Origin of the sequence: Streptomyces sp. NBC_01426 (assembly GCF_036231985.1) — a bacterium.
Lineage (GTDB): Bacteria > Actinomycetota > Actinomycetes > Streptomycetales > Streptomycetaceae > Streptomyces.
Genome location: NZ_CP109500.1, coordinates 5,775,637 through 5,796,615, shown reverse-complemented (window position 1 = coordinate 5,796,615; position 20,979 = coordinate 5,775,637). Strand labels below are relative to the sequence as shown.

General features: G+C 73.6%; 19 protein-coding genes. 7 read left to right on the top strand and 12 right to left on the bottom strand.

Features of this window, described 5'->3' with window-relative positions; genetic code table 11:
- Positions 1-11 precede the first annotated feature (11 nt).
- Entirely contained in the window at positions 12-761 is a 750-nt protein-coding gene (locus OG906_RS25740) for a ZIP family metal transporter (RefSeq protein ID WP_329446124.1), read from the bottom strand.
- 109 nt (positions 762-870) lie between these two features.
- On the opposite strand from OG906_RS25740, the gene cobC reads away from it, so the two are divergent.
- Both cobC and OG906_RS25730 read left to right on the top strand, forming a co-directional pair.
- Positions 871-2,298 carry an Rv2231c family pyridoxal phosphate-dependent protein CobC gene (gene cobC, locus OG906_RS25735; protein ID WP_329446122.1) on the top strand — a complete coding sequence of 476 codons (1,428 nt, stop codon included), beginning with the start codon at positions 871-873 and terminating at the stop codon, positions 2,296-2,298.
- Between the two features lie 147 nt (positions 2,299-2,445).
- On the top strand, positions 2,446-3,666 hold the full coding sequence (locus OG906_RS25730; protein ID WP_329446121.1) for a CapA family protein: 1,221 nt from the start codon (positions 2,446-2,448) through the stop codon (positions 3,664-3,666).
- Positions 3,667-3,708: 42 nt separating this feature from the next.
- Here the strand turns inward: OG906_RS25730 and OG906_RS25725 are convergent, their stop codons facing one another.
- Together OG906_RS25725 and OG906_RS25720 are read right to left on the bottom strand one after the other, a co-directional pair.
- Positions 3,709-4,653: an SCO1860 family LAETG-anchored protein gene (locus tag OG906_RS25725; protein ID WP_329446119.1), complete on the bottom strand. Its 945-nt coding sequence runs from the start codon at positions 4,651-4,653 to the stop codon at positions 3,709-3,711.
- Between the two features lie 307 nt (positions 4,654-4,960).
- The gene (locus tag OG906_RS25720; protein ID WP_329446117.1) at positions 4,961-6,064 is read right to left on the bottom strand and encodes an amidohydrolase family protein; all 1,104 of its coding nucleotides are present in this window, start codon (positions 6,062-6,064) and stop codon (positions 4,961-4,963) included.
- Between the two features lie 64 nt (positions 6,065-6,128).
- Between OG906_RS25720 and OG906_RS25715 the strand changes: the two genes are divergently transcribed.
- On the top strand, positions 6,129-7,196 hold the full coding sequence (locus OG906_RS25715; RefSeq protein ID WP_329446115.1) for a pyridoxal-phosphate-dependent aminotransferase family protein: 1,068 nt from the start codon (positions 6,129-6,131) through the stop codon (positions 7,194-7,196).
- Between the two features lie 156 nt (positions 7,197-7,352).
- Here OG906_RS25715 and OG906_RS25710 read toward each other — a convergent pair whose 3' ends face one another.
- From OG906_RS25710 to OG906_RS25675, 8 genes are all read right to left on the bottom strand, one after another.
- On the bottom strand, positions 7,353-8,411 hold the full coding sequence (locus OG906_RS25710; protein ID WP_329446113.1) for an aminotransferase class V-fold PLP-dependent enzyme: 1,059 nt from the start codon (positions 8,409-8,411) through the stop codon (positions 7,353-7,355).
- Positions 8,412-8,494: 83 nt separating this feature from the next.
- Positions 8,495-9,211 carry a DsbA family oxidoreductase gene (locus OG906_RS25705; protein ID WP_329446111.1) on the bottom strand — a complete coding sequence of 239 codons (717 nt, stop codon included), beginning with the start codon at positions 9,209-9,211 and terminating at the stop codon, positions 8,495-8,497.
- Positions 9,212-9,330: 119 nt separating this feature from the next.
- A complete protein-coding gene (locus OG906_RS25700; protein ID WP_267825973.1) occupies positions 9,331-9,861 on the bottom strand; it encodes a GNAT family N-acetyltransferase in 531 nt (176 codons plus the stop codon).
- Between the two features lie 63 nt (positions 9,862-9,924).
- A complete protein-coding gene (locus OG906_RS25695; RefSeq protein WP_267825972.1) occupies positions 9,925-11,373 on the bottom strand; it encodes a peptidoglycan D,D-transpeptidase FtsI family protein in 1,449 nt (482 codons plus the stop codon).
- A gap of 62 nt (positions 11,374-11,435) precedes the next feature.
- The gene (locus tag OG906_RS25690) at positions 11,436-12,101 is read right to left on the bottom strand and encodes a response regulator (protein WP_443067468.1); all 666 of its coding nucleotides are present in this window, start codon (positions 12,099-12,101) and stop codon (positions 11,436-11,438) included.
- Between the two features lie 41 nt (positions 12,102-12,142).
- Positions 12,143-13,432 (bottom strand): sensor histidine kinase, encoded by a 1,290-nt coding sequence (locus OG906_RS25685; protein ID WP_443067417.1) that lies wholly within the window; start codon positions 13,430-13,432, stop codon positions 12,143-12,145.
- A 240-nt stretch (positions 13,433-13,672) separates the two neighbouring features.
- Positions 13,673-14,623, bottom strand: a complete 951-nt coding sequence (locus OG906_RS25680) for a hypothetical protein (protein WP_329446105.1) — start codon at positions 14,621-14,623, stop codon at positions 13,673-13,675.
- 314 nt (positions 14,624-14,937) lie between these two features.
- Positions 14,938-15,744: an IclR family transcriptional regulator gene (locus OG906_RS25675; protein ID WP_329446103.1), complete on the bottom strand. Its 807-nt coding sequence runs from the start codon at positions 15,742-15,744 to the stop codon at positions 14,938-14,940.
- A gap of 147 nt (positions 15,745-15,891) precedes the next feature.
- On the opposite strand from OG906_RS25675, the gene OG906_RS25670 reads away from it, so the two are divergent.
- The 4 genes from OG906_RS25670 (at position 15,892) to OG906_RS25655 (ending at position 19,443) form a co-directional block, all read left to right on the top strand.
- Positions 15,892-17,436 (top strand): aldehyde dehydrogenase (NADP(+)), encoded by a 1,545-nt coding sequence (locus tag OG906_RS25670; protein ID WP_329446102.1) that lies wholly within the window; start codon positions 15,892-15,894, stop codon positions 17,434-17,436.
- A gap of 102 nt (positions 17,437-17,538) precedes the next feature.
- Positions 17,539-17,757: a hypothetical protein gene (locus tag OG906_RS25665; RefSeq protein ID WP_329446100.1), complete on the top strand. Its 219-nt coding sequence runs from the start codon at positions 17,539-17,541 to the stop codon at positions 17,755-17,757.
- Positions 17,758-17,893: 136 nt separating this feature from the next.
- Positions 17,894-19,165, top strand: coding sequence for a TerD family protein (locus OG906_RS25660; RefSeq protein WP_329448133.1), 1,272 nt, complete (start codon positions 17,894-17,896; stop codon positions 19,163-19,165).
- A 101-nt stretch (positions 19,166-19,266) separates the two neighbouring features.
- Positions 19,267-19,443 (top strand): hypothetical protein, encoded by a 177-nt coding sequence (locus tag OG906_RS25655; RefSeq protein ID WP_199826603.1) that lies wholly within the window; start codon positions 19,267-19,269, stop codon positions 19,441-19,443.
- Between the two features lie 29 nt (positions 19,444-19,472).
- On the opposite strand, the gene OG906_RS25650 is transcribed toward OG906_RS25655, so the two are convergent.
- Positions 19,473-20,912, bottom strand: coding sequence for an alkaline phosphatase PhoX (locus OG906_RS25650; RefSeq protein ID WP_329446098.1), 1,440 nt, complete (start codon positions 20,910-20,912; stop codon positions 19,473-19,475).
- Positions 20,913-20,979 lie beyond the last annotated feature (67 nt).

The window sequence follows — 20,979 nt, the reverse complement described above, 5'->3', positions numbered from 1 at the left end:
CGCCGGTGGCCTCAGTCCGCGAGGCCGACCACGAGCCAGATCCCGGCCACCCCGCCCACCGTGCACATCAGCGTGGACAGGGCGGGGTGCTTGTGGTGCGCCTCGGGGAGGATCTCGGCGGCGGCCAGGTACAGCAAGGCACCGCCGAAGAAGCCCAGGTACGCTCCGAGCGGTTCCTCCGGAAGGGTGAACAGCAGAGTGGACGCGGCGCCCACGACGGGCGCGACCGCGTCGGCGAACAGCATCATCAGCGCCTTGCGGCGGTCGTTCCCGTAGAGCCGGGTCAGGGTGTACGTGTTGAATCCGTCGGCGAAGTCGTGGGTGATGACGGCGAGCGTCACGGCCACGCCCATGCCGCCGCCGACCTGGAAGGCCGCGCCCAGGGCCACTCCGTCGGCGAGGCTGTGGCCGACCATCGCGGCGGCGGCGGTGAGACCGACCTCGGGGACCCGGCCGCCGTGCTCGCCGCCGGCGCCGTCCCCGTCCGCGGCGCCGTGCGCGTGCTGTCGCACGGCCAACAGGCGTTCCACCACGTGCGCGACGAGGAAGCCGGTGACGAAGAGCAGCAGGGCGAGCGGGACGCCGAAGACCGGCCGGCCGGCCGCGTGCATCGCCTCCGGGAGCAGGTCCAGGCCCACGACGCCGAGCATCAGCCCGCCGGCCAGACCCAGCACGAGGTGGCGGCGGTCCGTGACGCGTTGCGCCGTCCATCCGCCCGCCAGCGTCATCAGGAACGCGCCCAACGCCACGATCACCGCCATGCGCCCCTGGATACCGGGCGCGGGCGGCCGGCGCACTTCCGCTCGCGGGTGGCGGGCATCAGCGTGTTGACGAATGTGATGTCCAGAGTGACGACGGAGGGAGGACCCCGTGGGTGAGTACGTGACGCCGCTGGTGGTGGGGGTGGGCGGACGCGCGGGGGTCTCCGTGGCGGAGGTCTGCGCCCTGGTCGAGGAGACGCTGCGCGGCGCGGGGCTGGCCACCGGGTCGGTGACGGCCCTGGCCACGGTGGAGTCGAAGACGGCGGAGGCGGGTCTCGCCGGGGCGGCGGAACGTTTCGGCGTACCGCTCGTCGGCTACTCCGCCGAGCGGCTGGCCGCCATCGTGGTGCCGCATCCCTCGGACGCGGTCCGCGACGCGGCCGGTACCTCCTCGGTGGCCGAGGCCGCCGCCCTCGCGGGGGGCGGGGAACTCCTCGTGCCCAAGCGCCGGTCGATGGCCGCCACCTGCGCCGTGGCCACCGCACAGGCGCACGACCTGCGCCACCACGGGGACGCCGAGGTGTTGGACGCGGGTGAGGCGCTGGTGGACCTGGCCGTGAACGTACGGACGGACACGCCCCCGCAGTGGCTCAGGCAGCGGATCGCCGACTGTCTCGGCGACCTGGCCGCGTACCCGGACGGCCGGGCGGCCCGCGCGGCCGTCGCGGACCGGCACGGGCTGCCGGTGGAGCGCGTCCTGCTGACGGCGGGAGCGGCGGAGGCCTTCGTGCTGATCGCCCGGGCCCTGGGCGCCGTACGGCCCGTGGTGGTGCATCCGCAGTTCACCGAGCCCGAGGCGGCCCTGCGGGACGCCGGGCACCGGGTGGAACGGGTGGTGCTGAGCGCGGAGGACGGGTTCCGGCTGGACCCGGCCGAGGTGCCCGAGGACGCGGACCTGGTGATCGTGGGGAATCCGACCAACCCGACGTCGGTCCTACACCCGGCGGCGGACCTGGCGCAGTTGGCCCGGCCGGGCCGGATCCTGGTGGTCGACGAGGCGTTCATGGACGCGGTCCCGGGGGAACGGGAGGCGCTGGCCGGGCGGATGGACGTGCCGGGACTGGTGGTGCTGCGGAGCCTGACCAAGACCTGGGGGCTGGCGGGGCTGCGGATCGGCTACGTGCTGGCGGAGCCCTCGGTGATCGCGAAGCTCGCGGCGGCGCAACCGCTGTGGCCGGTGTCCACTCCGGCGCTGGTGGCGGCGGAGGCCTGCGTGGCCCCGGCGGCACTGGCCGAGGCCGAGGCGGCCGCGCGGCGGATCGCGGTGGACCGGGCCCATCTGCTGGCCGGGCTCGCGGAGTTCGACGAGGTCACGGTGGCGGGGGTGGCGGAGGGGCCGTTCGTCCTGATCAAGGTGGCCGGGGCGGCGGAGATCCGTACCCGGCTGCGCGCCCTGGGCTTCGCGGTGCGGCGGGGTGACACCTTCCCCGGGCTGGACCCCTCGTGGCTGCGGCTGGCGGTGCGGGACCGCGCCACGACGGGCCGTCTCCTCCAGGCCCTGGACCACGCGCTCGCCCTGACCACGCGCTCGCCCTGACGACGCGGACCACGGGCTGAGCACGGTCTGAGCTGAGCACGGCGGCCGGGCCGGGGCCGCGGCCGGGGGGCAGGGCGGCCGTGGCATGGGGACGCGGGGTGAGCGAGGATCAGAGCGTCAGTCGTGCGTGAAACCGGGGGTTCGAGAATGAGGGCAGTCGCCAGAATAGGCGCCGCCGCGGCCGCGTTGGCAGTCGTGGGCGGCGCGGTCTACGCCGTGCCGCACCTGAGGGGCGGGGGCGGCGGGGCGAAGCCGGCCACGGAGCAGCGCCTCGGCGCGAAGCCCACCGGCGCGGCGCCGGCGCCGGCCGGGACGCCGTTCACCCTGGTGGCGACCGGCGACATCATCCCGTACCCGTCGATCATCCAGCGGGCGGCCGACGACGCCGAGGGCACCGGCCGGGCCCACGACTTCCGGAAGATCCTCGCAGGGGTCAAGCCCCTGATATCCGCCGCCGACCTGGCGATATGCCACCACGAGATACCCTACGGGCGCCCCGGCGGCCCCTACACGGGCTACCCCGCCTTCAAGGCGCCCCACGAGTTGGCCGACGGCCTCAAGGACGCCGGGTACGACAGTTGCTCGACCGGCTCCAACCACACGCTCGACGACGGCTACGACGGTCTCGTCCGCACCCTCGACCACCTCGACCGGGTCGGCATCAAGCACGTCGGATCGGGCCGCAGCGCCGACGAGGCGAAGGCCCCCGCGCTCGTGCGGGCGGGCGGCGCGCGGATCGCCCAGTTGGACTACACGTACGGGACGAACGGCATCCCGATCCCGGCCGGCAAGCCCTGGTCCGTCAACCTGATCGACGAGGCGCGGATCATCGCCGACGCCCGCGCGGCCCGGGCGGCGGGCGCGAACGTCGTCGTCCTGAGCGTCCACTGGGGCACGGAATGGCAGACGGCGCCCGACCAGCAGCAGCGGGAGCTGGCGCAGGCCCTGACCGCGTCGCGCGGCGCCGACGGCCTCCCCGACATCGATCTGATCCTCGGCACGCACAACCACGTCCCGCAGCCCTACGAGAAGATCAACGGCACCTGGGTGGTCTTCGGCATGGGCGACCAGGTGGCCAGCTTCTACGAGGCCGAGAAGGCGCGCGGCAACATGTCCTCGATCCCCCGCTTCACCTTCTCGCCGGCGAAGGACCGGCCGGGGCGCTGGGAGGTGGTGAAGGCCGAGTACCTGACGCAGTACTCGGACATGACCCCGCCGTTCCGGGTCGTCTGCACCTCCTGCGCCGCCGGCGACGACACCCTGTCCGCGGCCGACAAGAGCCGGTACGCCGCCGTCGACCGGCAGATCACCGCGGCCGTAGCCTCGCGCGGCGCGCATGCCCAGGGACTGGAGCACGCCACCCGCTGAGCCCGGCCGCGGTGATCTGCCGTCGCCCGCCGGCGCTTGCCGCTACGGGGTCGCCCGGCCGCGCCGGGTCACGACGAGCGCGCCCGCCCCGATGCCGAGCAGGAGCAGCGCCCCGCCGGCCACCCAGGGGGTCACCGAAGCCGCCCCGGTCTCGGCGAGGTTGCTCGCGCCGGCGGGGGTGGCGGCGGGCTCGGAGACGGTGACGTTGGAGCCGGTGGCGGCCTGCGGCTTGACGTCGGGCCGGGCGGGGGCGGAGGCGCTCGGCCCCGGGCCCGGACCGGACGGGGACTCGCAGCGCGCCTCCGCCAACACGATGTCGCCCTCGACCTGTGCGACGTTCAGGTCCAGCGGGTTCACCGACACCTTCAGCCGGAGCGCGGCGGCGGCGGCCGTGGTGGAGGTGGTCTCCGTACCGGACAGCTCCAGGCTCACCAGCCCGACCTTCGGCACCTCCACCTTGGTGGGGCCGCCCGCGGTGAGGGTGACCTTCTTGCCGAGGACGGTGACGTTGCCCAGGACGTTCGCGCTCGCCACCGGCTTCTTGCCGGCCTCGCACACCGCCTTGGAGGTGACCTTCTCGACCTGGATGAGGGAGAGCAGCGGCAGTCCGGGGACGTGGACCTTGGCCTTGGCCAGGTTGACCTCGGCCTCGGCTCGCTTCTTGTCGGCGGTCGCCTTGGAGGTGGCGACCTCGGCCCGCAGCACGCTCACCGGCTTGCCCTTGTCGACCCCGTCGAGGGCCACGGAGAGTACGGTCTTCTCGGCGGCGGCCGGGGCGCTGACCTCGTTGAGCGTGGTCTTCAGCGGGACGTGCACGCTCTTGTTGAGCAGGCCCACGTCCAGTCCGGCCCGCAGGACGACGGCTCCGGCCCTGCCTTCGCTCCCGGCGTCGCCGCCCGTGGCGAAGGCGGGCGGCGCGGTGAGCAGGGCCACCGCCCCCGTCGCGAGCAGGGCGGCCGCGGGCATGCGGAAGGTGTTGCTGTTCAAGATGGTGGAACCCCCGGGGAGATGGGTGCCGTCGCGCCGCCAATGGGGGACATTGCGCGCGCCGACGGCCTCGACCCTCGGAATCTTTACGCACTGTGAGTGAACGGGCGGCAACCTGGCGTGAGTTCACCCCAAAGGGTGGTTTTCACGCACGCTTTCGATTCTTCACGCCTCAGGAGGGCCCAGAAGGACTCCGGAGGAACGGAAGTTCCCCTCCCCCGGCATCCCGATGCCCCGATCAGGCACTCCTAACGACGGCCGGGCCCACGATGTCACGCCCGGTCAACCGCGCTCCACGAGGCAGGGCTCAGGCGCGGACCTTCCCGTCGACCACGACCCGCAGCGGCTGCGCCAACGCCCGTACGTCGACGCGCGGGTCGGACGCGTAGACCACGAGGTCCGCCGGCGCCCCCTCGACCAGACCCGGCCTGCCGAGCCACTCCCGCGCCGCCCAGGCGGTCGCCGACAGGGCCTCCAGCGGCGGGATCCCGGCCTTCACCAGCTCCGCCACCTCGGCGGCGACCAGGCCGTGCGGCAGGGAGCCCCCCGCGTCGGTGCCCACGTACACCGGGACGCCGGCGTCGTAGGCGGCCCGGACGGTGTCGTAGCGGCGCTCGTGGAGCCGGCGCATGTGCGCGGACCAGCGAGGGAACTTGGCGTCGCCGCCCGCCGCCAGCTTCGGGAACGTCGCGATGTTCACGAGGGTCGGCACGATCGCCACCCCGCGTTCCGCGAACAGCGGGATGGTGTCCTCGGTCAGGCCCGTGGCGTGCTCGACGCAGTCGATGCCCGCCTCGACCAGATCGCGCAACGAGTCCTCCGCGAAACAGTGCGCGGTGACCCGGGCGCCGAGGCGGTGGGCCTGCGCGATGGCCGCCTCGACCTCGGCGCGCGGCCAACAGGCCGTCAGGTCACCGGCGTCGCGGTCGATCCAGTCGCCGACGAGCTTCACCCAGCCGTCGCCGCGCAGCGCCTCGCGGCCGACGTACTCGACGAGGTCGGCCGGCTCGATCTCGTGGGCGTAGTTGCGGATGTAGCGGCGGGTGCGGGCGATGTGCCTGCCTGCCCGGATGATCTTCGGGAGGTCCTCGCGGTCGTCGATCCAGCGGGTGTCGGAGGGGGATCCCGCGTCGCGGATCAGGAGGGTTCCGGCGTCCCGGTCGGCGAGTGCCTGCACCTCGGCCGTGGCGGCGTCCACGGGCCCGTGCGCGTCGAGCCCCACGTGGCAGTGCGCGTCGACCAGGCCCGGCAGCGCCCAGCCGGAGACCTCGGTGACGTCGCGGGCACCGCGCGGGCGCTCGTACGAGATCCGGCCGCCGACGACCCACAGTTCGTCGCGTACGTCGTCGGGCCCCACGAGGACCCGTCCCCTCACGTGCAGCACATCGCCCGGACCGCTCACATCGCTCATGTCGGCACCCTACGCGGGTGCTCGATAGGCTCGACCGGTAACCCCGGACGAGGAGAGCACCGCCGTGAACCACCCCCTGCTGGACCTTCCGCCGCTCACCGCGGCGCGCTTCGCGTCGATCGAGCGGGGGGTCGCGGAACTCCTCGACACCCGGCAGGACGTGGTGATCACCCAGGGCGAGGCGCTGCTGCCGCTGGAGGGCTGCATCCGCTCGGGGGCCAGGCCGGGTTCGACGGCGCTGAACATCGTGACCGGTCCGTACGGGACCACCTTCGGCAACTGGCTGCGCGACTGCGGGGCAACCGTGGTGGACCTGGCCGTGCCGTACGACACCGCGGTGACCGCCGCGCAGGTCGCCGAGGCGCTGGAGGCGCACCCGGAGATCGACTTCGTCTCGCTGGTGCACGCCGAGGCGGCCACCGGGAACACCAACCCGATCGCGGCGATCGGTGAGGTCGTACGGGCCCACGGGGCGCTGTTCATGCTGGACGCGGTGGCGTCGGTGGGCGCGGAGCCCCTGCTCCCGGACGCGTGGGGCGTGGACCTGTGCGTGATCGGCGCGCAGAAGGCGATGGGCGGTCCGGCCGGCGTCTCGATGGTGTCGGTGTCGGAGCGGGCGTGGGCCCGGTTCGCGGAGAACCCGGCCGCGCCCCGCCGCTCGTACCTGTCGCTGCTGGACTGGAAAGAACGCTGGATCGACGGCGGTCGCACGGCGCTGCCGCACGCGCCGGCGCAGTTGGAGATGCTCGCGCTGGAGGCCTGCCTGGAGCGGATCTCGACCGAGGGCCTGACCGCGGTCGAGGCCCGGCACGCGGCGGCGGCGCGGGCCACCCGCGCCGGCGCGGCGGCGCTGGGTGTGGCCCCGTACGTCACGGTGGCCGCGGAGGCCGCGCCGGTGGCGACCACCCTGCGGGTTCCCGGGGCGTCGGCGGTGGTGGCCAAGGCGCTGTCGGTGGACCCGTCGGTCCCGCTCGCGGCGGGCGGCGGGGCGCTGGCCGAGGAGATGCTCCGGGTCAACCACTACGGTGCGGCGGCCGATCTGGCCGTCGTACGGGGCTCGTTGACGGCCCTGGCCGCGGCACTGTCCGCCGACCCGGCCGAGGCGGTGGCGGCGGCGACCGCGGCCTGGTGACGGCGCGGGTCCCGGACCCCCGAGGGGGCCGGGACCCGGACGTGCCGCGGCTGGTCGGGTTCGGTGCGGCGGTTCGGCGGCGCGGCTGGTCGGGTTCGGTGCAGCGGTTCGGCGGAGTCGGTGCGGCGGTTCGGCGGTTCGGCGGCGCGGTTGGTTTCAGCCGGCGAGCACGTCCAGCAGTCTGTCGACGTCGGCCTCGGTGTTGTACAGGTGGAACGAGGCCCGCAGCGAACCGGCGCGGGCCGCCACGGCGATGCCGGCCGACTGGAGCGCGGGCTGCCGGTCGGCCAGGCCCGGGACGGACACGATGGGCGCGCCGCCCGGCACGGGCTCGTGGCCGATGCGGGCGAGGCCGGCCCGGTAGCGGGAGGCCAGCGCGGTGTCGTGGGCGTGCACGGCGGCGACGCCGATCCGCTCCAGCAGCGCCAACGAGGGCGCGGCGGCGTGGTAGGCGAGGAAGGCCGGGGACTCGTCGAAGCGTCGCGCCCCGTCGGCCGGTCGGGACATCGGCCCGTACGTGGCGTCCGCCGGCGCTCCGGCGGCGGCCCAGCCCGCGTGCAGGGGGGTGAGGCCCTCCTGGGCCTCCCGCGAGACGGTCAGGTACGAGACCCCGCGCGAGCCGAGCAGCCACTTGAAGCCGGCGGTGACCGTGTAGGCGTACGGCGACGCGTCGAAAGGCATCCATCCCGCGGCCTGGGTGGCGTCCACCAGGACCCGCGCGCCGTGCGCGGCCGCGGCGGCGCGCACCGCCGCGAGGTCGGCCGTGCGGCCGTCGGAGGACTGCACGGCGCTCAACGCGACCAGCGCGGTGTCCGGGCCGACGGCCTCGGCCATCGCCTCCAGCGGGGCGAAGCGGACCTTGAGGTCCGCGCGCACCACGAACGGGTTGATCACCGAGGCGAAGTCGCCCTCGGGGCACAGCACTTCGGCGCCGGCCGGGAGCGAGGCCGAGACGAGACCGACGTGGCCGGCCACGGTCGAGCCGACGGCGACCCGGTCGGACGGGACCCCCACCAGCCGTGCGAAGGAGTCCCTTGCCCGGTGCACCCGGTCGAAGTCGCCGGATCCGGCGGGGAGTCCGGCCCCGGCCGCCTCGGCCAGGGCCCGTACCTCCGCGACCGCGGAACGCGGGAGGACGCAACAGGTCGCGGTGTTCAGGTAGGTGGTGGTGTGCGCGAACTCGGCCCGGACGGCCTCGGCAAGGGGAAGGTCCATGGACCCACTGTGAGCGGCAAACGCCCCCCAGTCCATCACCGGGTTCCGGACACCCACCCGAGGATCCCCTCAGGCGGGTGGGCTCACGCCTTCGGTACGGCGCAGGCCCCGTCGGGTTCGCAGACCTCCGCGTCGGAGGCCGCGGCGACGGGGGCGAGGGTCTCGCGGCCGGCCCAGGCCTGCTCCAGCGCCTGGGTGAACACCTCGGCCGGCTGGCCGCCGGAGATTCCGTAGCGACGGTCGAAGACGAAGAACGGGACGGCGTTGGCCCCCAGCTCGGCGGCCTCGCGCTCGTCGGCCCGTACCGCCTCGGCGTAGGCGGAGGAGTCGGCGAGGACCGTACGGGCCTCCGCCTCGTCCAGTCCGGCCTCCACGGCCAGCGCGATCAGCACCTCGGGGTCGAAGACGCTGCGCTCCTCGGCGAAGTTGGCGCGGTAGGCGAGGTCGAGCAGCTCTTCCTGGCGGCCTCGGGCGGCGGCCAGGTGCAGCAGGCGGTGGATGTCGAAGGTGTTGCCGTGGTCACGCCCCTCGACCCGGTAGGTGAGCCCCTCCGCGCGTGCGCTCGCCGCGACGTGCTCCTCCATGCCGCGCGCCTCGTCGAGGGTGCGGCCGTACTTCCTGGCCAGCATCTCCACGACGGGTGCCACGACGCCCTTGGCTCCGCCGGGGTCGAGCTCGAAGGACCGGAAGACGACCTCCACCTCGTCGCGGTGCGCGAACTCGGCCAGCCCCTTCGTGAAACGGGCCTTGCCGATGTAGCACCACGGGCAGGCGATGTCGCTCCAGATCTCGACGCGCATGTTCCTTCTTCTCTCCGTGTTCGGGAACCCGGCCGGTCTCCTCGTGCTCGGACGCGGCCGACGGGCGCCGCGCCCTTCGCGGCACGGCGGTTTCCGGTTCAACCAATCTGGGGGTCGTCTCATTCCCCGGACAACGGCCGTGCGCCGGCCGCCTTCGACCGGGGCTCCGCGCCGTCGGCGACCCGCAGCCAGAGCGTGAGGTGGGACCCGGAGCGGTCGGCGGCGGGATCCGGGCGCCAACCGTGCGAGGCGTAGAAGGCCTGGGCGCGCAGGTTGTGCTCGAAGACCTCCAGTCGTACCCGATCGACGCCCGCCCGACGCCAGACGTCCAGGCAGGCGGCGTGCAGGGCCGCCCCGGTGCCCTGCCGCCAGTGGTCGGGGTCGACGTGCAGCTGGGTGAGCGTGGCCTGCCCCTCGGCGGTGCGGAACGCGGCGACCCCCGTGAGCACCCCGTCCCGCTCCGCGCAGAACACCCCGCCCTCGGCGCCGGCCCGGGCGACCGCCCGGGACCAGCCCTCGCGGGTCCGCGCGAACCCCTCGTCCCCGCCGTGCACCGCCTCGGGGACCCGACCCCGGTAGTAGGTGGAGCGGGCCCGGGTGTGGAGGGCGGCGATGGCGTCGAGATCGGCGGGGAGCGCGGTCCGGATCATGGGAAGGGAAACGCGCCGGGAACCGTGTCGGTTCCCGGCGCGTCGGCTACGCGTTCGAGGCGGCTACTTCTTCAGCCACGCCGACATCATCTTCTGCGCGATCGGCGCGGCGAGCCGGCCGCCGCCGATCTCGGAACGGTCCGTGTCCGAGTTCTCGATGACGACCGCCACGGCGATCTGCCGGTCCCCCGCCTTCCCGTACGAGGTGAACCAGGCGAGCGGCGACTGGCTGTTGTTCACGCCGCGCTGCGCGGTACCGGTCTTGCCGCCCACCTCGGCGCCCGCGACCTGGGCGGGCCTGCCGCCGCCCTCGGTGGCGACCGTCCGCATGGCGTCCTGGAGCATGGACGCCGTCTTGGCGCTCATGACCTCGTCGGTCTTCGGGTCCTTCAGGCTCTCCAGCACGTTGCCGTTGGCGTCCGTGACCTCGGAGACCATGTGCGGGCCGACGAGCTTGCCGCCGTTCTCGATCGCGGCGGTCACCATCGCCATCTGGAGCGGCGTGGCCTGCACGTCGAACTGGCCGATACCCGTCTGCGCGACCTGGTCGACCGACATCTTCTTCGAGGGGTACTTGCTCGGCGGGTTCGTCCGCACCGGGGTGTCGATCTGCGCGTTGAAGCCGAGCTTCTCGGCCATCTTCAGCATCTTGTCCTGACCCAGCTTGTGCGCGAACTCCGCGAACACGTTGTTGCAGGACAGCCTCAGGGCGGTGCGCGACGAGACGTTGTTGCACATCTCGTCCGGGACCTCGCTCTTGAGCTTGGTCGTGGTGCCGGGAATCGTGTAGTTGCCCGGGACGGACGTGTTCTGGTCGATGCTCGTGACCAGGCCGTTCTCGATGGCCGCCGCGAGGGTGACCAGCTTGAAGGTGGAACCGGGCGCCTGCGGCTTGCGCAGCGCGCTGTTCTCCATCGCCTTGCCGTTCTCGGCGGACAGTTCCGCCCAGGCCTTCGTGTCGTTGGCTCCGGCGATGCGGCCGGGGTCGAACGACGGATTGTTCACGACGGCCAGGATCTCGCCGGTCGCCGGGTCGATGGCCACGGCGGAGCCCTGCTTGCCCTGGAGCGCGTCGTAGGCGGCCTTCTGGACACCCTTGTCGATGGTGGTCAGGACGTTGCCCGGGGCGGCCCGCTTGTTCGTGAGCGTGTCCATCACCGTCTTGAGGCGGTTGTCGGAGCCGTTGAGGATGTTCTTGTAGACACCCTCCAACATCGACGTGCCGAACGCCTGGGAGCTGAACCCGGTGATCGGCGCGTAGAGCGGACCGTCGGTGTACGTGCGCTTGTACCCGAAGTCCTTGCCGCCCGTCTTCACGGAGCCGGTGATCGCCTCCCCGCCCACGATGATGTTGCCCAACGGGTTCTCGTACTGCCCGATGAGGTTCCGTCGGTTGTTCTTGTCGTCTGCGAGGGCCTGGCCTTGGTATGCCTGCACCCAGGTGACGCGGACCAGCAGGGCCAACACCAGAAGCAGACAGAAGACCGACGCACGCCTGATCGTTTTGTTCATCCTCAAGAAGGACGTGTCAACGGCTCCGGGCGTTCCGCTCCGGCCCGATTGTGGCGGGGTTCTCAGTGTTTCCTCATGAGGAAGCCTCCCTCGTAGGCCGCGATGACCGCCTGGGTACGGTCCCGGGAGCCGGTCTTCGCGAGGACGGCGGCCACGTGCGTCTTGATCGTCTGCGGGCCGACGCCCAGGTGCTCGCTCATCTCGTGGTTGGAGAGCCCGGTGGCGATCAGGCGCAGTACGTCGGCCTCCCGATCGGTGAGCCGGGCCACCCACGGAGCCACGCCGAGCGGGCCGGCGGCCGAGTGCGGGGGGCCGGAGTGCGGGGCGGGGGCGTACGCGGCGGGGGCGTACAGGGCGGCCAGCGACCGGACGGCCGCCGGGAAGAGCAGCGAGTCACCACGACCGACGAGCCGGACCGCGCCGATCAGCTCGTCGGGGTCGGCCCGCTTCAACAGGAAACCGGCCGCGCCGGCGCGCAGCGCCTCGTAGACGTAGGAATCGTTCTCGAAGGTGGTGACGACCACGATCCGAGGCGGGGCGGCCATGGTGGCGAGGATCCGCTCCGTGGCCCGGATGCCGTCGATCTCGGGCATCCGGACGTCCATCAGCACCACGTCGGGCGCCAGCGAACGGACCAGCGGAACGACCTCCGCCCCGGAGCCGGCCTCGCCGACGACCTCCAGATCCGGTTCGGCCTCCAGGATGACCCGCAGGGCCGTCCGTACCATCCGCTCGTCGTCCGCGATCACGATCCGCAGCGACCGCCGGGTCACCGCCCGCCCCCGCCCAGCGGCAGGACGGCCCGCAGCCGCCACAGGCCGTCGTGCGGGCCGGCCTCGACGGCCCCGCCGAGGAGGGCGGCCCGCTCGCCGATCCCGCGCAGCCCCCGACCTCCGGTGGCCCGGCGGTCACGCTCCCCGCTCGCGGCGGAGGCCGGCGGGTTGGTCATGGTGATCTCCAGTTCCCGGTGTCCGTGCGGTTGCGGATGCGGGCGCTGATCGCGCTCGCCGTCCCCGTCGCGCAGCACGATGCGCAGTTCCACGGCCCCGGCCCCGTGGCGCAGGGCGTTGCTCAGGCCCTCCTGGACGATCCGGTAGGCCTCGCGGGAGCTGATCGCCGGGAGTCGGGCCCAGTCGCCGGCGCGCCCGGGGTCCAGGTGGGCGGTGATCGGGGTACCGGCGGCCCGGGAGCGGGCCAGCAGCCCGTCGAGGTCGCCGGCGAGGGTGGGAGCCGGTTCCGTGCCCGGCCCGGCCGGGTCGTGCGGGCCGCCCTCGCCCTCCTCGCGCAGGAGACCGAGCACCGCGTCCAGCTCGCCGACCGTCCGCCGGGTGGTCTCCTCGATGGCGGTCAGCGCCTCGCGGACGAACACGGGGTCACGGTCCAGGACCCGCCGGGCCGCACTCGCCTGGAGGGTGACGGCGCTCAGCGCGTGCCCGACCGCATCGTGCAGCTCCCGGGCCAGCCGGTTGCGCACGGCCAGGTCGGCGGCCCGCTCCTCGGCCACCGCCAACCGGTCCGCCGGGGTGGGGCCGAGCAGGACCGGCGCCAGCCGGGCCAGCAGCGCACCGGCGCCCGCGACGCACCACCCGAGCCCGACGAGCAGCGCCACCCCGAGCAGCGGGGCCGTGTAGGGCCGGGCCTCGCCGTCGAGCCAGAACAGCCCGAGGTCGGAGTGGCGCAACGGGTCCGTGAACGGTGCCACGACGAGCACCACCGCCAGCGGCGGCAACGCCAGGCACATCCCGCTGACCAGCGCGCCCACCCCCAGGTGCGCGGTCCACCAGGCCGAACCGCGCGCCCGGGCCGACCAGGACCGGGCCGGGCCCTCCGCCAGCCCCTCCCCCGGCACCCCGCACAGGGCCCGCACCGCGGCGACCGACATGGGCCGGACCAACCCGAACGCCCCGGTCGCGGCGGCGAGGGGCAGGGCCGCCCCGTAGGCGGCCAGGGCCAGCGGGAGGGAGGTGAGGGTGTTGCGCCCGCCCGCGACCACGCCGACCACCACCTGGGTCAGCAGGAAGTACGGCATCAGCAGGGCCCCGCCGAGTATCTGGTGCACCCACCGCAACCGCGCCCGCGCCCCGAACCACCGGCCCCACGGACCCGACAGGCTCGACCGACGTCCCGAACCCGACACCCCCACAACCCCCCACCGAGCCACCGGACTCCACCGCCCCACAGGCCGGACCGAACCGAACCGCCGGGCCGAACCGAACCGCAGGACCGAACCGAACCGCCGGGCCGAACCGGACCGCCGGACCCGATCACCCCGCCCGCACGCGTGTCACCGCCGGTCGCTTCAGGCCGCGCGGCGGGCGGCGAGGAACCGCGTGAGAACCGTGACGGCGAGCAGTCCGATGATCATTTGGGCAGCGTAGAGCAGAACGGTCGCGGCGGTGGGTCGTTCGTCCGGCCCCGACCCTGCGCCCAGAAGGGCGACGGCGAGCCACATCCCCCAACTCAGCGTCGCGGACGAACCGATCCAGGCCACGGCCAACGGCCCCCGCGCCCGTCTGCTCCCACCCCGGGCCAGCCACACCGAACCCGCCCCTGCGGCCAGGGCACATATCGCGTGGGCGACGGACACCACTCCCGAATCCGAGGAGTACCGCGCGATCTGCGTCGGGTTCTGTCCGGCCGTGCCGCCGAAGCCCCAGTACACGTACGCGGCGGCCACCGCCAGGGCCATGACCGCCGCGGCTCCCGCCACCACCCCCGTGGATGGCGGGAGCCGCTCGCCCAGGCGCCCCTGCCACCGCCGGCCCCAGCGCTGCCGCGCATAGGGCACGAACAGCCCGGCCAGGGCCACGGCCTGGACGATGAACCCCAGGTAGACGACGTTGAACACCCAGGGTTCGAGGAAGGGCTTCCTCGCCGCGCGCTCGGCCGCGTCCGGGCCCGATCCCAGCGCCGCCATGAGCAGTTGGCCGGGATAGCCGAGGACGATCGGCGTGAGCAGTCCGGTGGCGACGAAGACCGGGACGGTCAACAGCCGGGCCGGCACCCTCAGGCCCCGGGGACGGGTCAGGACCAGGGCGAGCAGCACCACGCCCGAGTCCATGACCAGGGAGAGGGCGTTCATCAGGGGGAGGATCAGTCCCGGGCCGAGCAGGTCACTGCCGTCGGGTATGCCCAGGTGACTCCCCGCCAGCCAGGCGGACTTGAGCGTCAGATACGGCACGGTGGCGGCGATCGCCACCGCGCGCAGGATCCGCCGCCCGACCCCCAGTGCGGGTCCGGATTCCGGCACGGGCGTGGATTCCGCCACAGGCGTGGATCCGGGCACAGGCGTGGGTGCGGGCACCGGTGCGGGTGAGGAGGGTTGTGGGTCGGAGGTCGGTGGCTGCGGGTGAACGGTTGCTCCGGTCATGACTCAACGGTCCCGTGCGCCGCCCCGCCGCACCTCCCCCTCAGTGGGGAACCTCCTCCCCCACGCGGGGGAGGACGCAGCCATTCCGCCGCCCGAACCGACCCGGCCCGCATCACGCCCGCCCCGCATCACCCCCCCCAGGCCACCCAGGCCACACCCCTCACGCCACACCCCTCACGTCACGTCCCCCCACGTCACATCCGCCGCGTCACCACCGACAGCCGGTCCCGCGCCTCGAACAACGCCGCCTTGATCAGCTGCTCGTGCCCGTCCGTCAGCCGCGCCACCGGCACCGAGCAGCTCACCGCGTCCCTCGCCGGCGTCCGGTACGGCACCGCCACGCCGAAGCAGCGCAGCCCCAGCGTGCTCTCCTCCCGGTCCACCGCGTAGCCCTGTTCCCGTACCAGCGCCAGCTCGTCCACGAGCCGGTCGCGGTCGGTGATGGTGTGCTCGGTGACCGCCTCCAGCCGTCGCGGGAGCAACCGGCGCACCTCGTCGTCGGTGTGCGTGGCGAGCAGTGCCTTGCCGAGCGCCGTGGAGTGGACCGGCAGCCGCCGCCCGACCCGGGTGAACGGCCGCAGGTGGTGCCGGGACTGTCGGGTGGCGAGGTACACCACGCTCGTCCCGTCCATGCGGGCCAGGTGGATGGTCTCCGTGGTGTCGTCGGAGAGCCGGTCCAGGGTGGGCCGGGCCGCCGCCACCACCTCGTCGCCGTCGATGTACGAGCTGCCGACGAGCAGGGCCCGTACGCCTATGCCGTAGCGCGTGCCGGTCGCGTCCGTCTCCACCCAGCCCAGGTTCACCAGGGTGCGCAGCAGCATGTAGAGGCTGGACTTCGGCAGGGAGAGGTCGTGCTGGATGTCGGCGAGGCTGTGCAGCCCCGGCCGCGCCGCGAAGTGCTCCAGCAACAGCACCGTGCGCACCGCCGACTTGACGGCCGCGTGCGTGCCCGAACCCCCCGGCTCCGCACCCCCCGACCCGGCGGACTCAGCTGTGGTCATTCGCCTTCGTGCCCCTCTTGTCTCTTGTCAACCCGGAAGACGCGGAAATAGAGTCCACGATGGATGTGATCATTCATCCATCGGAACGGCGTTCAGAGTACTGAACGCCGCCGCGCGGGTCAGCGGAGATCCAGGAGGCAGTGCGCCATGGCAGCAACACCAGTCTGGAGTGTGGACCCCCGCACCGGGAAGCAGCGCGAGCAGGTTGCGGTGGAGGCCACACCCGGGGAGGTGGACGAGGCCGTCCGCGCGGCGCACGCCGCCCGGGCCGCGCTGACGGACCGCACCGCGCGGGTCGCGTTCCTTCGCGCCGCGGCCGATCTGCTCGACGAGTCCGCCGCCCACGTCATCGAGGCGGCCGACGCCGAGACCGCGCTGGGCCCGGGCCGCCTCACCGGCGAACTCGCCCGTACCACCGGCCAGCTGCGCGCCTTCGCCGATGCCGTGGACGAGGGCGCGTACCTCGACGTGCGCATCGACCACGCCGACCCGGCGCTGAGCCCGCCGCGCCCCGACCTGCGTCGCTACAAGGTGCCGCTGGGCGTGGTCGCGGTCTACGCCGCCTCCAACTTCCCGCTCGCCTTCTCCGTGCCCGGTGGGGACACCGCGAGCGCGCTGGCCGCCGGTTGCCCGGTCGTGGTCAAGGCCCACCCCGACCATCCGGCCACCTCGGAGCTGTGCGCGTCCCTGCTGCGCCGGGCGGCGGTCGCGGCCGGGCTGCCCGCGGAGGTCGTCGCGGTGGTCCACGGCTTCGAGGCCGGCCTGGAACTGGTGCGCCACCCGCTCGTGGCCGCCGCCGGATTCACCGGTTCCATCCGGGGCGGTCGGGCCCTGTTCGACGCGGCCGCCGCGCGGCCCGTCCCCATCCCCTTCCACGGCGAACTCGGCTCCCTCAACCCCGTCGTGGTCACCCCGGCGGCGGCCGCCGAGCGCGCCGAGGAGATCGGCGCCGGACTCGCCGCTTCCGTCACCCTCGGGGTCGGCCAGTTCTGCGTGAAGCCCGGGCTGGTGCTGGTCCCCGCGGGTGGGGACGGCGACCGGCTGACCTCCGCCCTCACCAAGGCGCTCGGCGAGACCGAACCCGGCGTGCTGCTGGACCACCGGATGCGGGAGAACTTCGTCGCCGGGGTCGGCGAGCGGGCCGCCCTGCCCGGCGTCACCGCGCCCGTGACCCCCGGTTCGGGCGGGGAGCACACCGTCGGTGCGGGCTATCTGACGGTCGACGCCGCGCGCCTCCTGGCGGGCGGCGCGCACGAGGTGCTGCTGGAGGAGTGCTTCGGCCCGGTGACCGTCGTCGTCCGGTACGCCGATCAGCACGAGGCGGCCGGGGTGCTGGGCCTGCTCGGCGGGAACCTGAGTGCCACCCTCCAGCTGTCCACCGCCGAGACCGGGGGCGCGCCCGGACCGGCCGGCGAACTGATCGCGCAGGTCACCGGCCTTGCGGGGCGGATCGTCGTCAACGGCTGGCCGACCGGTGTCGCGGTGGCTCCGGCCCAGCACCACGGCGGCCCGTACCCGGCGGCGACCTCGCACTCCACGTCGGTCGGCGGCACCGCCGTCGAGCGCTGGCTGCGGCCGGTGGCCTACCAGTCGGTGCCGGAAGCCCTGTTGCCGGCGGAACTGCGCGAGGCCAACCCGCTGGGCCTGCCGCGCCGGGTCACCGGGGAGCAGGCCCGCACACCGGGCCACTGAGCCGACAGGCCCGCCGAACCGCCTCCCCACCAGCCCATGCGGCCACCCGGCCACCGCATAATCCGTTGCCCGCCCGGTGCTCGGCCCGGCAGGCTGCGCGTCATGCCGAAACCGCACGGATTCACGTACGAGAGACAGGGCGACGCCGTCGTCATCACGCACCGGGGCCGGGCCGCGGGCACCCTGAGGGGTGGCCGCGCCGAGAAGTTCCTGGTGGAGGTGGAGTCGGGCGACGCGCAGCTGGTGATGGCGCGCTGGACGGGCGCCTACAAGTTCGGCAACGAGCGCACCGCAAGGAACCACCCCCGCAACCAGCGCTGACCCCACCGGGCCCCCGACCGGCCCGGCCGTGCCCGGACCAGCCCCGGCCCGGCCCGGCCCGGCCCGGCCCCGGAAATATCCCGCGAAGGTAAGGGAACGGCAAAGCACCTCCGGTCGTTCTCCGGGCATGACCGCTATGACCCCTGGTTCCAATCTGCCGCTCAACACCGTCCGGGTGACGGTGGACGTGGCTGCTCCGGTGCGGCTCGACGTATCGGGGCTCCTCCTCGCCGCGGACGGCAAGGTGCGTTCCGACGCCGACTTCATCTTCTACAACCAGCCGACCGGCCCCGGTGTGAGTCACCGGTCCGGAGGCGGGTCGACGCCCGACTCGATCACGGTGGACACGGACGCCGTGCCGCCGGGCATCGAGCGGATCGTGGTCACCGCCAGCCCGGACGCCGCCGGGCAGACCTTCCAGGGCATCGAGCCCACGGCCACGATCCGGGACGCCGTCGGCGGAGCGGTGATCGCCACCTTCACCCCGCCCCAGCTGGGTGCCGAGACCGCGCTCGTCGTCGTCGAGGTCTACCTGCGCGGCGGCGTGTGGAAGGTGCGCGCGGTCGGCCAGGGCTACGCCGACGGCCTCGCCGGCATCGCCACCGACTTCGGGGTCTCCGTGGACGAGGAGCCGACCCCGGCCGCCGCCGCACCTGCGGCGCCCCCCGCCCCGCCGGCGCCGCCCGCCGCGCCGCCGAGCCAGTACCCGCCCTCCCCCTGGCTGGGGGGTTCGACGCCCACCCCGGCCGCCCCCGCCCCCGCCCAGGCCTGGGGCGCCCCCACGCCCGCACCGGCCCCCGCCGCCCCGCCCGCGGCCGCCCCGGGCGCCGGGAAGATCAACCTCGACAAGGGTCGGGTCAACCTCCAGAAGAACCAGACCGTCTCCCTGGTCAAGGGCGGCCGCCCGTTGCTCTCCCAGGTCAAGATGGGCCTCGGCTGGGAGCCCGCGTTCCGCGGCCGCGACATCGACCTCGACGCGTCGGTCATCGCGTACGGCCCCCAGCGCAACCACATCGACAGCTGCTACTTCGGCAAGCTGTCCATCCTGAACGGCGCCGTCAAGCACTCCGGCGACAACCTCACCGGCGAGGGCTCCGGGGACGACGAGGTGATCGTCGTGGACCTCGGCCGGCTGCCCGCCGAGGCGACGGGGCTGGTCTTCACGGTCAACTCCTTCTCCGGCCAGAAGTTCAGCGAGGTCGCGAAGGCCTACTGCCGTCTGATCGACGCGGCGAGCGGGGAGGAGCTCGTGCGCTTCGACCTGACGGGCGCCGAACCCCAAACCGGCGTGATGATGGCCAAGTTGATCAAGCAGTTCAGCGGTGAGTGGGAGATGACGGCCATCGGGGACTTTGTGAAGTCCCGCACAGTGCGCGGCATGGTCAAACCCGCCTCGCAGGCACTCTGAGCAGGTGGGCGGGCACATGGTGCCACCAAAAGCCGTTTCGGGTGAGCGATTCCACCTCGAAATCGGCGGTGGTCGTCAGTGCCCGCCCGTAGCCTTGAGCCATGCACAAGACACTCCAGCCCGCGGGTCCGGCCCGCCCGTCCGCCGCAGAGGCGAACGAGGCGATCCGGCACCTCGTCGAGACCGGGGTCGGCGGTGAGTGGCCCTCCGACGCGTACGAATTCCTCCTGGAGGAATGGGCTGCCGCCTCCCGCTCGGAGACCGCGGCGACCCAGTAGCGCGCCGTCGGCCGTGGCCGCGCCCCGCCTCAGCGGGCGCGCCGCCACGGCCCGGTGACGGCCAGCATGATGCCCGGGTCCTGGATGTTCGCGTAGAGGGTGCGCCCGTCCGGTGAGAAGCACACGCCGGTGAACTCCGAGTATTCGGGCGCCTCGTCCGTCCCGATGTTCAGCTCGTTGCGTGCCAGCGGGTAGGTGCGTCCCGATTCCGTCGCGCCGAACAGGTGTTGGAGCCCCGTCCCGTCCTCCGCGATGACCAGGCCTCCGTACGGGGACACGGTGATGTTGTCGGGGCCGTCGTAGGTGCCGTCCTTCGACGGGTCGGCGTTCACACCGAGCAGCACGGTGAGCCGGATCGTGCGCCGCTTGGGGTCGTAGAACCACACCTGGCCGTCGTGCGGTGCGCCCGGGCTCTCCGCGCGGGCGAACGAGGAGACGAAGTACGCGCCCCCGTCGGCCCACCACATGCCCTCCAGCTTGCGTCCCCGGGTCACCGCGGTGTCCGCGAACTGCTTGCGCACCGGCGTGGTCCGCGCGTCGCGGTCGGGCACCTCCACCCAGTCCACCCCGTACACGGTGCCGATCGCGGTGGCGCGCGAGAGGTCGTCGACGAACCGGCCGTTGCGGTCGAAGCACTTGGCGGCGGCGAGGACGCCCGCGTCCGGCGCGAGGGTACGGAGCCTGCCCCGCCCGTGCCGGAAGCCCTGCGGCGGAGTCCAGCGGTAGAGCAGCCCGTTGGGGCCGGAGGCGTCCTCCGTCAGGTAGGCGTGGCCGTGGCGCGGGTCGATGACCACGGCCTCGTGGTCATAGCGCCCGAAGGCCTTGACGGGCCTGGGGTCGCGGTTGGCCCGCCGGTCGTGCGGGTCCACCTCGAAGACATAGCCGTGGTCCTTGGTCATGCCGTTCTTGCCGGCGAGGTCGGAGTTCTCCTCGCAGGTCAGCCAGGTGTCCCAGGGGGTGGCTCCGCCCGCGCAGTTGGTCGACGTACCGGCGATGCCCACCCATTCGGCGACCTCGCCGCCGCGCCGGACCTCGACGACCGTGCAGCCACCGGCGGCGGCCGGGTCGTAGACGAGGCCTTCCGCGAGCGGGACGGGCCGCTCCCAGCCCGTGCGCGGGCCCTTCAGCTCGTGGTTGTTGACGAGGAGGGTGACTCCCCGGTGTCCCTCGAACGCGGCCGTACCGTCGTGGTTGGACGGGGTGGTCTCTCCCGAGTCGAGCGTGGTGACACCGCTGTGGGTGATCACGCGGTACCTGAATCCGGCGGGCAGGGCCAGGATTCCGGCCGGGTCGGACACGAGCGGACCGTATCCGGGGCCGTGGGGGCGGCCCTGCTCGTCGTGCCGCGTGCCGTCGTCGGCCGCGAGCGCTCCGGGGGCGGTGGCGAGGGCGCCGACGGTTCCGGTGAGGGCGACTCCGGCACCGGCGATCACGGTGCGGGCGGTGAAGTCTCTACGGGTGAGCGGCATCGGATCTCCTGGGGTGGGGAGGTGGGGCGCCTGTCGTGCGGTCGTCGGCGCACACGCTCCCGCCCGC